Here is a 14,562-nt window from a genome sequence, read left to right on the forward strand (position 1 = left end):
CCTTTATCACAGTCAGTCATCCCTGTCATAAAGGAGTGTGTTATGTCTCAAACCATCGACCTGGCCCTGGACGGTTTGTCCTGCGGTCACTGCGTCAAACGCGTAAAAGAAAGTCTCGAACAGCGCCCGGACGTTGAGCTGGCGGAAGTCACCGTCACCGAAGCGCACGTGACCGGTAGCGCCAGTGCAGAAGCGCTTATCGAAACCATCAAGCAAGCCGGTTACGGCGCAGAGTTAAGCCACCCAAAGGCTAAACCGCTGGCGGAGTCATCAATCCCGTCGGAAGCGCTGACAGCGGTCTCTTCTGAGCTTCCGGCAGCGACGGCTGATGATGAAAGCCAACAGCTGCTGTTAAGCGGCATGAGCTGCGCCAGCTGTGTTTCCCGGGTACAAAACGCGCTGCAAAGCGTACCGGGCGTCACGCAGGCACGGGTAAACCTCGCGGAACGCACTGCGCTGGTTATGGGCAGCGCGTCCGCCGCAGAATTAGTCCAGGCGGTGGAGAAGGCAGGCTACGGCGCCGAAGCGATCGAAGATGACCAGCAACGCCGCGAACGCCAGCAGGAAACCGCTATCGCCACCATGAAACGCTTCCGTTGGCAGGCGATTGTTGCCCTGCTGGTGGGGGTGCCGGTCATGGTCTGGGGAATGATCGGTGACAATATGATGGTCAGCGATGATAACCGTTCCCTGTGGCTGGTTATCGGGCTTGTCACCCTGGCGGTGATGGTCTTCGCCGGCGGCCATTTCTATCGCAGCGCATGGAAAAGCCTGAAAAACGCGACGGCCACTATGGATACGCTGGTGGCGCTGGGAACCGGCGTAGCTTGGCTCTATTCCATGAGCGTCAACCTGTGGCCGCAGTGGTTCCCGATGGAGGCTCGCCATCTCTACTATGAAGCCAGCGCAATGATTATCGGCTTAATTAATCTCGGTCATATGCTGGAAGCCCGCGCCCGTCAGCGCTCCTCAAAAGCGCTGGAAAAACTGCTCGACCTGACGCCACCGTCGGCGCGGGTTGTCAGCGAAGAGGGTGAAAAAAGCGTGCCGCTGGCCGACGTTCAGCCGGGGATGACCCTGCGTCTGACCACCGGCGACCGGGTTCCGGTTGACGGAGTGATAAGCCAGGGCGAAGCCTGGCTGGATGAGGCGATGCTGACCGGCGAACCGATTCCACAACAAAAAACGGATGGCGACACGCTGCATGCCGGTACCGTGGTCCAGGACGGCAGCGTTCTGTTTACCGCCAGCGCCGTCGGCAGCCAGACGACGCTTGCCCGTATCATCCGCATGGTGCGCCAGGCGCAAAGCAGCAAACCGGAAATCGGCCAGCTGGCGGATAAAATCTCCGCCGTATTCGTGCCGGCCGTGGTGGTTATCGCCCTGTTCAGTGCGGCAATCTGGTACTTCTTCGGGCCGGCACCGCAAATTGTCTATACCCTGGTGATCGCCACTACGGTGCTGATTATCGCCTGCCCTTGTGCGCTGGGCCTGGCGACGCCGATGTCGATTATCTCCGGCGTGGGTCGCGCGGCGGAATATGGCGTGCTGGTTCGCGATGCCGATGCGCTGCAGCGCGCCAGCCAGCTCGATACCATCGTTTTTGATAAAACGGGCACCCTGACCGAAGGTAAACCGCAGGTGGTGGCGGTAAAAACCTTTGCCGAGGTTGATGAGCCCACCGCGCTACGTCTTGCAGCGGCACTGGAGCAAGGCTCCAGCCACCCGCTGGCGCGGGCGATCATCGAGAAAGCCGCCGATAGTCAGTTGCCGGTCGTCAACAACTTCCGCACTCTGCGCGGACTCGGCGTCAGCGGCGAGGCAGAAGGCCGTACCCTGCTGCTCGGTAACCAGGCGCTGCTTAATGAGCAAAAGATTGCCACCGCCGCCGTAGAAAGCGAGATTGCCGCCCAGGCATCACAAGGGACAACGCCGGTGCTGCTGGCGATCGATGGCCAGGTCGCCGCACTGTTCGCTATTCGCGATCCGCTGCGTAGCGATAGCGTCGCTGCGCTGGCTCGCCTGCACCGCCAGGGTTATCGTCTGGTGATGCTGACCGGGGATAACCCCACGACCGCTAACGCGATTGCCAAAGAGGCAGGCATCGACGAAGTGATCGCCGGCGTGCTGCCGGACGGCAAAGCTGACGCTATCAAGCGCCTGCAAAGCCAGGGACATCAGGTGGCGATGGTCGGTGACGGCATCAACGACGCGCCGGCGCTGGCCCAGGCCGACGTCGGGATTGCGATGGGCGGCGGGAGCGATGTTGCCATTGAGACGGCGGCCATCACCCTGATGCGCCATAGTCTGAACGGCGTCGCGGATGCGCTGGCGATTTCCAAAGCCACGCTGCGCAACATGAAGCAGAACCTGCTGGGCGCCTTTGTGTACAACTCGCTGGGGATCCCCATCGCCGCCGGAATCTTATGGCCGCTGACCGGAACTCTGCTTAACCCGGTGGTAGCCGGTGCCGCTATGGCGCTCTCTTCCATTACCGTGGTCAGCAACGCCAACCGGCTGCTGCGCTTTAAACCGAAAGACTAGATGTTATGACCCATACGCGCTAGCATGAAGACTTCACACTACGGAGCGCGTATGGGCCTGTTAAACCGAATAAAAATGCTGTGGCGTGCCGCCGTCGGCGCGTCTTATTCCTGGCCCGCACTGGATATTACCCTTCCCGGAGAGCGCTATTTGCATCTGGTCGGCAGTATTCATATGGGCACACGCGACATGTCCCCTCCTCCCGCCAGGCTACTGAAAAAAATTCGTCAGGCCGACGCCCTCATCGTGGAGGCGGATATCACCGGCAACGAAACGCCCTTTGCTGACCTCCCCGCCTGCCCGCCGCTGGCCGAGCGTTTAACCCCGCAGCAGCTCGTCGAGCTGGAGAGTCGGGCCGCGGAACTCGGGCTGTCGACGGCGCCGTTTGACAGCCAGCCGCTCTGGCAGGTGGCGATGGTGTTACAGGCAACGCAGGCTCAGAAGCTGGGGCTGCGTGCGGATTACGGCATTGACTACCAGCTGCTGATGGCCGCGCGTGAGAGCAAGGTGCGGGTGATGGAGCTTGAAGGCACCGACAGCCAGATAGCGCTGCTGCGCGACCTCCCGGACGGCGGACTGGCGCTGCTGGAGGATACGTTGACCCACTGGCGCACCAACGCCCGTCTTTTGCAGGTGATGATCGGCTGGTGGCTGGAGCAGCCGCCCGACAAAGGCGTCACCACGTTGCCGACAACCTTTAGCCAGTCGCTGTACGATGTGCTCATGCATCAGCGCAATCAGGCATGGCGCGAGACGCTGCTGGCGCTGCCGCCGGGGCGCTATGTTGTCGCCGTCGGGGCGCTGCATTTATACGGTGAAGGGAATCTGCCTGATATGCTGACGTAAAAAAATGGCCAATATTTCTATTGGCCCGTCAAAGAGGAATTTCATCATTATTATTATCCCGGAATTTGCATTCCGGATCGTTCGATTGTCGCTCAAAGTGACCATCACTGCCAATACTATTGCGCAAGATGGTACTATTTTTTACACATTCAACGGGCGTATGCTGACAGCACCTGAGATCGGTTGGTAAGAAGGATAAGTATGACTCCCGCCGTTAAGTTACTCGAAAAAAACAAAATTGCTTTTAAGATCCACAGCTACGATCACGACCCCAATGAAACCAACTTCGGCGATGAAGTGGTACGCAAGCTGGGGCTGAACGCAGACCAGGTTTATAAGACGCTGCTGGTCGCGGTCAACGGGGATATGAAACATCTGGCCGTGGCGGTGACGCCGGTGGCCGGGCAGCTGGATTTGAAAAAAGTGGCCAAAGCGCTGGGCGCGAAGAAGGTGGACATGGCGGATCCCATGGTCGCCCAGCGTACGACCGGCTATCTGGTCGGCGGCATCAGCCCGCTCGGACAGAAGAAACGGCTACCGACGCTGATTGATGCCCCGGCCCAGGCGTTTAACGCCATTTATATTTCTGGCGGCAAGCGCGGGCTGGACATTGAGCTGGCGGCCAGCGATTTAGCGAAGATTCTCGACGCCAAATTCGCCGATATCGCCCGCCGCGATTAATCGCGCCTCAGCGTACAGGGACCTGTAAAACGGGGCGATCCCGAAGGCGGCGCGGCGCGCCTGACCAGGCTACTCATCCCCCAGATCGTGGCGAATCCGTAGCCCGGTCAGCGCAGCGCCACCGGGGATATCCTCACGCGTTACTGCCAGCTCACCTCGCCTTTCGGCTCATAGGCGGCCGCGTCCAGCGGTGAGTTTTTCTGGATATACTCTTTCAGCACTTCGGCATCGATAAAACCGGTATTCACATAACCCGGTTTGGTGTCGATATGCGGATAGCCGTCACCGCCGGTCCCGTTAAAGCTCAACGTTGCCATCCGGTAGGTCTTCGTCGGATCGACCGGTTCGCCTTTGATTTTCAGATCATTCAGCTTGCCGTCTTTCGCCACGAAGCTGACGTTGGCGAACTGCGGATAGGCGCCGGAGTCAGGTTTCATCTGCGCCACGGCGGTCAGATATTCCGTCACTTCCTTGCCGCTCATATCGACATACACCAGCACGTTACCGAACGGCTGCACCTTCATGACATCTTTATAGGTAATATCCCCGGCTTCGATGGAGTCACGAATACCGCCGCCGCTCATCACGGCAAAATCGGCATTGCTACGCGCCATTTGCGCCGCCAGCAGCAGACGTCCCATATTGGTCTGCACGAAACGTACCTTGCTGCGATCGCCTTCAAGATGCCCATTCACGCTGCCAATTTTGACCTGAAGCTGCGCTTTGCCTTTATTCTGGAATGGCGTCAGCAGCGACAGCATCTGCGGGTTTTCCGGGATTTGCGGCGTATAGAGCACGCGTTCGCTCTGGCCGTTATCATAGGTCACCTTCTTCTTCAGATTGACCGGGATCAGCTGATAGTGCACCAGCTTCATCTCGCCGTTGCGGAACTCAAAATCCGCACGACCGACATATTTCCCCCACTCGTGCGCCTGAACGATCCAGATCCCATTCTGTCTGTCCGGCGCGCACGGCGTGCCCGGTACATAATCGATCTGTTTTTTATTCTCCGAGGCCATACAGACCGGATCCTGCGAATGACCGCCGACGATCATCGCCAGCGATCCTGCCGGCAGACTGCGCGCCATTTCGACATCACCCGGGGCGTTAGAACCATGATTTCCGTTGTCGTAATGGCCCATATGGGTGGTCGCCAGAATCACATCCGGTTTTTCATTCAGCTGCAGCTCCTGGATAACCAGTTTGGCCTCGTCCGCCGGTTTGCGAAATTCAATGTCGGTGAAATATTCCGGGTTACCTATCCTGGCCGTGTCATCGGTGGTCAGGCCAATAACCGCGATTTTTAACCCCCCGCGTTTAAACAGCGCCCAGGGTTTAAACAGGCGCTCGCCGGTGCTTTTTTGGTAGATATTGGCGGAGAGGAACGGAAACTTAGACCACTTCTCCTGCTGGCGCAGTACGCTGAGCGGATTATCAAACTCATGGTTGCCCACTGCCATCGCATCATAACCAATCAGGTTCATGCCGCGAAAATCTGGCTCTGCGTCCTGCAAATCCGACTCCGGCACACCGGTATTTATATCGCCGCCGGACAACAGCAGAACGCTTCCGCCCTCAGCGGCGACCTCTTTGCGGATCCCGTCGACCAGCGTCTTTTGCGCCGCCAGACCATATTCACCGTAATCATTACGCCAGAAATGCCCGTGGTGATCGTTGGTATGCAGGATAGTGATTTTATAGGTTTTATCCTGCTCATAAGCCTGTGCGGATAAGCTTCCCAAAGACAGCGCGGTAAATAGCCCCAGCGCTAGCGCCCGTTTTAAAAAATGCATATTTCTCTCCCTGACTTAATAAACAAGTGCCGAAAGTATAGCGAGTTACGTCGACAGACAAATATGTTTTCCGAATTGAGACTTCCTTCAAACCTTAGGGGCAGGTATGTTAGTCAGATAATAATTCTACCTGCATCCACAATAACGCTCTCAAAGTGAACCTATGGCGACGAATCAGACCGTTCAACCCTTATCCGGCCCCGCTGCTGCGCCGCAAAAAGCACGCACCTCGTTTGGTATTCTGGGCGCCATCAGCCTTTCCCATTTACTGAACGATATGATCCAGTCGCTGATTCTGGCGATTTACCCGCTGCTTCAGTCGGAGTTCTCCCTGACCTTCGTGCAAATCGGGATGATTACCCTGACCTTCCAGCTGGCCTCTTCGCTGCTTCAGCCGGTGGTCGGCTACTGGACCGACAAATACCCGATGCCATGGTCGCTGCCGATCGGCATGTGCTTCACCCTCAGCGGCCTGGTGCTGCTGGCGCTGGCCGGAAGTTTTGGCATGGTGCTGCTTGCCGCCGCGCTGGTGGGTACCGGTTCTTCGGTATTCCATCCGGAATCGTCGCGCGTGGCGCGGATGGCCTCCGGCGGCCGTCATGGACTGGCTCAGTCGCTATTCCAGGTCGGCGGTAACTTTGGCAGTTCTCTGGGTCCGCTGCTGGCGGCGGTGATTATCGCCCCTTACGGCAAAGGTAACGTCGCGTGGTTCGTCCTGGCCGCGCTGTTGGCCATCGTCGTGCTGTCGCAAATCAGCCGTTGGTATGCCGCACAGCATCGGATGAATAAAGGTAAACCGAAGATCGTCGTCGCCAGTCCGCTGCCGAAAAACAAAGTGATTCTTGCCGTCGGCATCCTGCTGATGCTGATTTTCTCGAAATATTTCTATATGGCGAGCATCAGCAGCTATTACACCTTTTATTTGATGCATAAATTCGGATTATCGATCCAGAATGCGCAGGTTCATCTGTTTATTTTCCTGTTTGCCGTTGCCGCAGGAACGGTGATTGGCGGGCCAGTAGGCGATAAAATTGGGCGTAAATATGTAATTTGGGGCTCGATCCTCGGTGTAGCTCCCTTTACCCTTGTTTTACCCTACGCCACGCTGGAGTGGACGGGGATTTTGACCATGATCATTGGATTTATCCTCGCATCGGCATTTTCGGCAATCCTGGTCTACGCCCAGGAGCTGTTACCGGGACGTATCGGCATGGTTTCTGGTCTGTTTTTCGGTTTCGCATTTGGTATGGGTGGCCTCGGAGCCGCCGTTCTGGGGCTGTTAGCAGACCACACCAGTATCGAGCTGGTTTATAAAATCTGTGCTTTCCTGCCACTTCTCGGCATATTGACGATATTCCTTCCTGACAACCGCCAAAAATCCTGATTATACGGCGGCTAAAGTGAAACTTTGGCCGCCGTAATCCCTTATCCTGTCAGCACTCCCGCTCATTAGCTGCCGTAGTTTTCCGATCTGTGCCTTTTTGCAGGTTAATTCCATTTTTCTGCATAATTCAACAATTATTCATAAACAAAACGGCTAAAACTGTCATAAACTATTACTCGGTTTTTTAGGTTTAGACACCTACCTCCGGGTTGCCGCAAGGTAGCGCGCGTGAATCTCTGGCACAGGGATGATTCGGTGAATGCGCGAAGCTAACGCAGAGGCAGCCTGAAGGATGGCGTGTTTAATACTGAAAATGGATTGGCTCACCACATACAAGGAGACGGAATGCACCACGCAACACCGCTTATCACCACCATTGTCGGTGGGCTCGTACTCGCTTTTATCTTCGGCATGATTGCCAATAAGCTGCGCATTTCGCCACTGGTGGGCTACCTGTTAGCAGGCGTGTTATCCGGCCCCTTTACACCAGGCTTCGTTGCCGATACCAAACTGGCGCCGGAGCTGGCTGAACTCGGCGTCATATTGCTGATGTTTGGCGTCGGGCTGCACTTCTCCCTGAAGGATTTGATGGCGGTAAAGTCGATCGCCATTCCCGGCGCGATTGCCCAGATAGCCGTGGCAACGCTGCTGGGTATGGCGCTTTCTGCCGTGTTGGGCTGGTCGCTGATGACCGGCATCGTATTTGGCCTGTGTCTCTCTACCGCCAGTACCGTGGTGCTGCTGCGCGCGTTGGAAGAACGGCAGCTTATTGATAGCCAACGAGGGCAGATCGCCATCGGCTGGCTCATCGTCGAAGATTTAGTAATGGTTCTGACGCTGGTTCTGCTGCCGGCCGTCGCCGGTATGGCGGAGAAAGGCGATGTTGGCCTGGCGTCGCTGGCCGTCGATATGGGGATCACCATCGGGAAAGTGATTGCCTTTATCGCCATTATGATGCTGGTAGGTCGTCGTCTGGTACCGTGGATTATGTCCCGCAGCGCCGCCACCGGCTCCCGCGAACTGTTTACCCTGTCGGTTCTGGCCCTCGCTCTCGGGATCGCCTTCGGTGCGGTTGAGCTGTTCGACGTCTCCTTTGCGCTTGGCGCATTTTTCGCCGGTATGGTCCTGAACGAATCCGAACTCAGCCACCGCGCCGCGCACGACACGCTGCCGCTGCGCGATGCGTTCGCCGTGTTGTTCTTTGTCTCCGTGGGAATGCTGTTTGATCCGATGATCCTGCTGGAGCAACCGCTGGCGGTGCTGGCGACGCTGGCGATCATTATCTTCGGCAAGTCGGTGGTCGCCTTTTTCCTCGTACGGATGTTCGGCCACTCGCCGCGCACCGCGCTGACCATCGCCGCCAGCCTCGCGCAAATCGGTGAGTTCGCCTTTATTCTCGCCGGGCTTGGCATGGCGCTGAACCTGCTGCCGCAGGCCGGACAAAATCTGGTACTGGCCGGGGCGATTATCTCTATCATGCTTAACCCGGTGCTCTTCGCGCTGCTGGAAAAATACCTCGATAAAACCGAAACGCTGGATGAGCAGACCTTCGAAGAAGTGCTCGAAGAAGAGAAGCAAATTCCGGTCGATATTTGCAACCACGCGCTGCTGGTGGGCTTTGGCCGCGTCGGAAGCCTGCTGGGCGAAAAACTGATGGCCCAGGGTATTCCGCTGGTGGTTATCGAAACGTCGCGCACCCGCGTCGATGAGCTGCGCGCGCGCGGTATTCGTGCGGTGCTGGGCAATGCGGCGAATGAAGAGATCATGAATCTGGCGCATCTGGACTGCGCCCGCTGGCTGCTGCTGACCATTCCTAACGGCTATGAGGCCGGGGAAATCGTCGCTGCCGCCCGCGAGAAATGCCCGAATATCGAGATTATCGCCCGGGCGCATTATGATGATGAAGTGGATTACATTACCGAACGCGGCGCAAACCAGGTGGTGATGGGCGAGCGAGAAATCGCCCGCGCGATGTTGCTGCTACTGGAGACGCCGCCGGCGGGTGAAGTGGTTACCGGATAATCCCCTACCATGGCGCCTCTCGGATAGCGAGAGGCGCTCAGCCAGGCCTTGCAACTGTTGCGCTCTCCCCCCTCACGCGGCGCAAGAGGGGAAACGGGCTTAACGCTCCCAGTATGCCTCTTCCAGACTATCTTCTCGCTCCGGCAGGCCACGGGTTAAACGCGGCGAATGCTGGTTCAGCACCTGATAGCTGACGCGGTTCGCATATTTGCACACCTGCGCCAGTGACGAGTAGGTCAGCCACTTGCACTTGTGTTTACTGGAGTTCGGCACGTTATTCCGGTGGTAGTTATTGGCGGTGATATCGTGCAGCAACGCCGCCAGCGCCCCGTCACCGGCGCCGTTGGTATTCATGATTTTCTCAGGCCCACCCATGTACGGCGCGATATGCGAGTAAATCCGTAGCGGGTTAACGCAATCCTGGTGACGCATCGCCCGGCTGAACTCATACTGGTTGAATTCGGCAATCGCCCCCGGCAGCAGCGGATGCTGAGTTTTACGTTTGGCTTCCTCTTCCGTAAAGCTGGCCATATACAGCCCCGCTGGCCCGGCGGTACACAGTACCAGGTCCACCCACTCCAGCGCCTTATCCGAAGCCAGCAGCGGATCGGACAGTCCGGTCAGCGCTTCGGCTTCTTCTTCATTCATCGCCAGAATAGAGACGTTCTCCTTGAGGAACTGCTGCCACCATTCCGGGTTATCGGCAATGACGTACTTCGTTCCCAGCGTCAGCACCACCGGTACATCATGCTTTTTGGCATACTCGATGGCTTTCATCGTCGCATCCGGCATCGGCTCGCCAGGCTTGCAGCGCACCAGATACGAAGTCAGCACCAGCGCAGAGGCACCGGCAATCACCTCTTCCGGAATGCTTTCCGGACGCAGCTTATTCATGTGGCCCGGACTGATGGCAAAGGTTCGTTCGCCCGCGTCGCTAATCAGGGTAAAACAGCGGCCAATGGCCCCGTCCACCCCTTGCAGATAGTTCAGGTCAGTACGGCTGGAGGTGTTGCACAGATAGCGATAGGCGTAGCCGCCGATTTCGATATTGCTGCACATGACCCCCAGCAATACCGAGCGGTCATCGGCCAACACCGAATAATTGTGCATGGTATTGCCAATCGTTCCGCCGGCAAACTGGTGGGTAATTAAATTATTCCGTACCAGCTCCTGGTAGAGCGTTTCAGCGACATCATCTTCGATGACCAGAGAATGGCCGGCGCTGAGGCCGTAGCGCACGATAAACGCTTCATCTACTTTGGCTTCGATATCAACCAACGTTTGATCGATGCCGACCACCCACGCGACGTTGGATTCATTTTCCGGCTGCGTTTGTTGCAACAGCGGATCGCGGGCATTAACGGGAAAGTAGTGTTTGGATTTGCGTTTACCGGGAAATTTCATAGTGGCGATTTAATGGCAGTGAACAAGCGGGGAATAATAGCATATTCCCCCTGCCGCACGCGATTAGCGATACGGCGCCGTCAGGTTCACCATCATTTCGATATGCGCACTGTCCGCATTTAGCGCCGGGATATATTCATATTTCTGCCCGCCGGCCTCGAGGAAGACTTCCCGGTTCTGCACCGCAATCTCCTCCAGCGTTTCCAGACAATCCGCAGCAAAGCCCGGGCAGATCACCTGAATATGCTTCACCCCCTTCTCGCCCAACATTTTCAATGTCTCGTCGGTGTAGGGAGTCAGCCACGGCTCACGGCCAAAGCGCGACTGGAAGGTCATCATCGCACGATCCGGCGAAAGTCCCAGCGCGGAGACCAGCTCGCGGGTGGTATCGCGGCAGCGCTGCGGGTAATCATCGCCTTCCTGGGCAAAGCGCTGCGGTATGCCGTGATAAGAAAGCAGCAGCACATCCGGTTCGCCGTGCACGGCAAACGATGCGCGAACGCTGGCAGCCAGCGCATCGATATAGCTGGCATCATCGGCATAATCACGAATAAAGGAGATACCGGGGATGGCCCGCTTTTTCGCCAGAATTCTCGCCAGCTCATCCCATACTGCCGCCACGGTGGAGCAGGAGTATTGCGGATACAGCGGCAACACGACGATGTGGCCAACATCCTGGGCCAGCAGTTCATCCACCGCGCTTTCCAGCGCAGGCGAGCCGTAGCTCATGCCTAAAGCAACCGGCGTATCAGGGAGGCGCGCGGCCAGAGCCTGCTGCTGTCGACGGCTGTAAACCATCAGCGGCGAGCCCTCGTCCATCCACACGGACTGATAAAGTTTCGCGACCCGCGGCGCGCGCAGGGGCAGTATCACGCCGCGCAGAAGCGGCCACCACAGCAGACGGGGCGTATCAACCACCCGCTTGTCGCTGAGAAATTGTCGCAGATAGCGCTTCACCGCATCGGGCGTGGGCGCATCGGGAGTGCCTAAGTTGGCTAACAAGATACCTGTTTTCGTCTGATGCATTACCGCCTCTTAACCATTTGAATCGCTGACAATTGTAGCTGAAATGGCGCTAAACGGAACCAATCAGAGAAAAAGGTAGAATGAGAGATGTTCTCATCCCGCCGCGGCAGGATGAGAACCAACGGGATTAACCGAGGATTTTTTCCAGCTCAACGCGCACGTCGGAAACGGCTTTCGTACCGTCAACCTTCGCGTACCGGGTGTTGCCCGCTTCAGCTTCTTTCTGATAGTAACCGATCAGCGGCGCCGTCATCTGATGGTATTCCACCAGACGCTTACGTACGGTCTCTTCCTGGTCATCTTTACGGGTGGTCAGCTCTTCACCGGTCACGTCGTCTTTGCCTTCAACCTTCGGCGGGTTGAATTTGATGTGGTAAACGCGACCGGAAGCCGCGTGTACGCGACGGCCAATGATACGGTCAACGATCAGTTCGTCCGGTACAGCAAATTCCAGAACGTAATCAACGGCGATGCCCGCTTCTTTCATGGCGTCAGCTTGCGGAATGGTGCGCGGGAAGCCGTCGAGCAGGAAACCGTTACGGCAATCTTCCTGGGTGATACGCTCTTTAACCAGCGCAATCACCAGTTCGTCGGTCACCAGCTTGCCGGCGTCCATAATGTCTTTTGCCTGTTTGCCCAGCTCGGAGCCAGATTTCACCGCAGCGCGCAGCATGTCACCGGTAGAGATTTGCGGAATTCCGTATTTCTCCATGATGAACTGAGCCTGAGTTCCTTTACCCGCGCCCGGAGCGCCAAGCAGAATAATACGCATTACGAAAATCCCCTCAAAAGTCGATTCAATTTTTCAAAAACGCTAAACCATACCACCAGAACGCAGATGGCTCAAGGAAGGCGGAGCGGCTGAAACGGTTAATGGAGGGTTTATTTTGCTTGAAAGGCGGATTTTACGCCATCAGAGGAGGCGTCCACCCCGGCCCGCGCACCGTAAGCGCGGGCCGGGGTGGACAAACAACGAAGCGATCAGGAAGCCAGCAGCTGGTTCATGCGGCGAATAAACTGGTTAGGATCTTCCAGGGTACCGCGTTCGGCCAGCAGGGCCTGATCGAGCAGCAGCTCAACCCATTCGCCAAACCGGGCCTCATCCTGCGTATCCGCCGTGCGTTTCACCAGTGGGTGAGCCGGGTTCAGTTCGAAAATGTACTTCACTTCCGGTGCAGACTGGCCCGCAGCGGCAAACAGCTTCGCCATCTGGGTGCTCATTTCGTCCGCGTCGGTGGTGACGATAGCCGGCGTATCGGTCAGACGGTGCGTCAGACGAACCTCTTTCACCCGCTCGCCCAGCAGCGTTTTCACGCGCTCAACGAACGGTTCCAGCGCCTTTTCGGCCTCTTTGGTGCTTTCATCGACGTCATCCGCCAGCTTATCCAGCGATTCGTCGGCTTTCGCCACCGACTGGAACGCCTTGCCGTCAAACTCGGTCAGGTAGCTCATCATCCACTCGTCGATGCGGTCAGAGAGCAGCAGAACTTCGATGCCTTTCTTACGCAGCAGCTCGAGGTGCGGGCTGCTCTTCGCCGCGGCGTAGCTGTCCGCGGTGATGTAGTAGATCTTCTCCTGCCCTTCTTTCATGCGGGAGACATACTCTTCCAGCGACACGGTCTGCGCGGCGGAATCGGTATGGGTAGAAGCGAAACGCAGCAGCTTAGCAATCGTCTGCTGATTCGCGCTGTCCTCCGCCGGGCCTTCTTTCAGCACCAGGCCAAACTGTTGCCAGAAGGTCTGATATTTTTCCGCGTCGTCTTTGGCCAGTTTTTCCAGCATCTGCAGCGCGCGTTTGCTCAGCGCGGTGCGCAGGTTGCGGGTCACGCTGCTGTCCTGCAGAATTTCACGCGACACGTTCAGCGGCAGATCGTTGGAGTCGACGAGGCCGCGGACAAAGCGCAGGTAGTTCGGCATGAACTGCTCGGCTTCATCCATGATGAAGACCCGCTGCACGTACAGCTTCAGGCCATGCTTGTGATCGCGGTTCCACATATCCCACGGCGCCTGCGACGGGATGTACAGCAGGCTGGTGTACTCCTGCTTGCCTTCCACGCGGTTGTGGCTCCAGGTCAGCGGGTCGCTGTAGTCGTGGGCAATGTGTTTATAGAATTCGTTATATTCGTCGTCTTTGATTTCCGACTTATTACGGGTCCACAGCGCCTGGGCCTTGTTGATTTTCTCCCAGGAGATCACCGTTTCGCCGTCAACCTCTTCGCGCTTTTCAATCTCTACCGGCAACGCGATATGATCGGAATATTTGCTGATGATCGAACGCACGCGCCAGTCGTTGAGGAAATCATCTTCACCTTCGCGCAGGTGCAGGGTAATTTCAGTGCCGCGGTCGGCTTTGGTGATATCAGCAACGGTGTAGTCGCCTTCGCCGGCAGATTCCCAGAACACGCCGTTTTCCGCGCTATCACCCGCCGCGCGGGTACGCACGGTGACTTTATCAGCCACGATAAACGCTGAGTAGAAGCCGACACCAAACTGACCAATCAGCTGGCTGTCTTTTGCCTGATCGGAGCCCATTGATTCGAGGAAAGATTTTGTCCCGGATTTGGCAATCGTTCCGAGATGGTCGATCACTTCCTCACGGTTCATCCCGATACCATTATCGGCGATGGTCAGCGTGCGGTTGTCTTTGTCAAAAGAGACGCGCACGCGCAGCTCGCCATCGCCTTCATACAGGTCCGGCTGGGACAGCGCGCGGAAACGCAGCTTGTCGGCCGCATCGGAGGCGTTGGAAATCAGTTCACGCAGGAAAATTTCTTTATTGGAATAAAGAGAATGGATCATCAGGTGCAGAAGCTGTTTAACCTCTGACTGAAAACCACGAGTTTCTTGTCCTTTCATCTAAAT

At 57.0% G+C, this 14,562-nt stretch carries 10 protein-coding genes; 5 read left to right on the top strand and 5 right to left on the bottom strand.

All coding sequences use genetic code 11. The features are described 5' to 3' along the window. The first annotated feature begins 42 nt into the window (after positions 1-42). From copA to ybaK, 3 genes are all read left to right on the top strand, one after another. Entirely contained in the window at positions 43-2,544 is a 2,502-nt protein-coding gene (gene copA / locus GRPL_RS01910; RefSeq protein WP_032700675.1) for a copper-exporting P-type ATPase CopA, read from the top strand. A 51-nt stretch (positions 2,545-2,595) separates the two neighbouring features. Continuing rightward, the gene (locus GRPL_RS01905; RefSeq protein ID WP_032689189.1) at positions 2,596-3,390 is read left to right on the top strand and encodes a TraB/GumN family protein; all 795 of its coding nucleotides are present in this window, start codon (positions 2,596-2,598) and stop codon (positions 3,388-3,390) included. 201 nt (positions 3,391-3,591) lie between these two features. Further along, entirely contained in the window at positions 3,592-4,071 is a 480-nt protein-coding gene (ybaK, locus tag GRPL_RS01900; RefSeq protein ID WP_004858826.1) for a Cys-tRNA(Pro)/Cys-tRNA(Cys) deacylase YbaK, read from the top strand. Positions 4,072-4,211: 140 nt separating this feature from the next. Here ybaK and ushA read toward each other — a convergent pair whose 3' ends face one another. Beyond that, positions 4,212-5,864: a bifunctional UDP-sugar hydrolase/5'-nucleotidase UshA gene (gene ushA, locus GRPL_RS01895; protein ID WP_032700676.1), complete on the bottom strand. Its 1,653-nt coding sequence runs from the start codon at positions 5,862-5,864 to the stop codon at positions 4,212-4,214. Positions 5,865-6,027: 163 nt separating this feature from the next. Between ushA and GRPL_RS01890 the strand changes: the two genes are divergently transcribed. Both GRPL_RS01890 and ybaL read left to right on the top strand, forming a co-directional pair. After that, the gene (locus GRPL_RS01890; RefSeq protein ID WP_032700677.1) at positions 6,028-7,248 is read left to right on the top strand and encodes an MFS transporter; all 1,221 of its coding nucleotides are present in this window, start codon (positions 6,028-6,030) and stop codon (positions 7,246-7,248) included. 345 nt (positions 7,249-7,593) lie between these two features. Continuing rightward, positions 7,594-9,270, top strand: coding sequence for a YbaL family putative K(+) efflux transporter (ybaL, locus tag GRPL_RS01885; protein WP_032696516.1), 1,677 nt, complete (start codon positions 7,594-7,596; stop codon positions 9,268-9,270). A 99-nt stretch (positions 9,271-9,369) separates the two neighbouring features. On the opposite strand, the gene GRPL_RS01880 is transcribed toward ybaL, so the two are convergent. From GRPL_RS01880 to htpG, 4 genes are all read right to left on the bottom strand, one after another. Beyond that, positions 9,370-10,674 (bottom strand): inosine/guanosine kinase, encoded by a 1,305-nt coding sequence (locus GRPL_RS01880; protein ID WP_032689194.1) that lies wholly within the window; start codon positions 10,672-10,674, stop codon positions 9,370-9,372. A 63-nt stretch (positions 10,675-10,737) separates the two neighbouring features. Then, positions 10,738-11,700, bottom strand: a complete 963-nt coding sequence (hemH, locus tag GRPL_RS01875; RefSeq protein ID WP_032696517.1) for a ferrochelatase — start codon at positions 11,698-11,700, stop codon at positions 10,738-10,740. Positions 11,701-11,827: 127 nt separating this feature from the next. Further along, complete coding sequence (adk, locus tag GRPL_RS01870) at positions 11,828-12,472, bottom strand: adenylate kinase (RefSeq protein WP_032689196.1); 645 nt, start codon at positions 12,470-12,472, stop codon at positions 11,828-11,830. A gap of 209 nt (positions 12,473-12,681) precedes the next feature. Beyond that, positions 12,682-14,556, bottom strand: coding sequence for a molecular chaperone HtpG (htpG, locus tag GRPL_RS01865; protein WP_032700678.1), 1,875 nt, complete (start codon positions 14,554-14,556; stop codon positions 12,682-12,684). Positions 14,557-14,562 lie beyond the last annotated feature (6 nt).

The sequence above is a fragment of the Klebsiella planticola ATCC 33531 genome (assembly GCF_000735435.1).
GTDB classification, from domain to species: Bacteria; Pseudomonadota; Gammaproteobacteria; order Enterobacterales; family Enterobacteriaceae; genus Klebsiella; species Klebsiella planticola.

Coding starts and splice junctions, on each gene's coding strand:
- GRPL_RS01905 (WP_032689189.1), top strand. CDS start 2,596: ATGGGCCTGTTAAACCGAATAAAAATGCTGTGGCGTGCCGCCGTCGGC.
- copA (WP_032700675.1), top strand. CDS start 43: ATGTCTCAAACCATCGACCTGGCCCTGGACGGTTTGTCCTGCGGTCAC.
- ushA (WP_032700676.1), bottom strand. CDS start 5,864: ATGCATTTTTTAAAACGGGCGCTAGCGCTGGGGCTATTTACCGCGCTG.
- adk (WP_032689196.1), bottom strand. CDS start 12,472: ATGCGTATTATTCTGCTTGGCGCTCCGGGCGCGGGTAAAGGAACTCAG.
- GRPL_RS01880 (WP_032689194.1), bottom strand. CDS start 10,674: ATGAAATTTCCCGGTAAACGCAAATCCAAACACTACTTTCCCGTTAAT.
- GRPL_RS01890 (WP_032700677.1), top strand. CDS start 6,028: ATGGCGACGAATCAGACCGTTCAACCCTTATCCGGCCCCGCTGCTGCG.
- hemH (WP_032696517.1), bottom strand. CDS start 11,700: ATGCATCAGACGAAAACAGGTATCTTGTTAGCCAACTTAGGCACTCCC.
- htpG (WP_032700678.1), bottom strand. CDS start 14,556: ATGAAAGGACAAGAAACTCGTGGTTTTCAGTCAGAGGTTAAACAGCTT.
- ybaL (WP_032696516.1), top strand. CDS start 7,594: ATGCACCACGCAACACCGCTTATCACCACCATTGTCGGTGGGCTCGTA.
- ybaK (WP_004858826.1), top strand. CDS start 3,592: ATGACTCCCGCCGTTAAGTTACTCGAAAAAAACAAAATTGCTTTTAAG.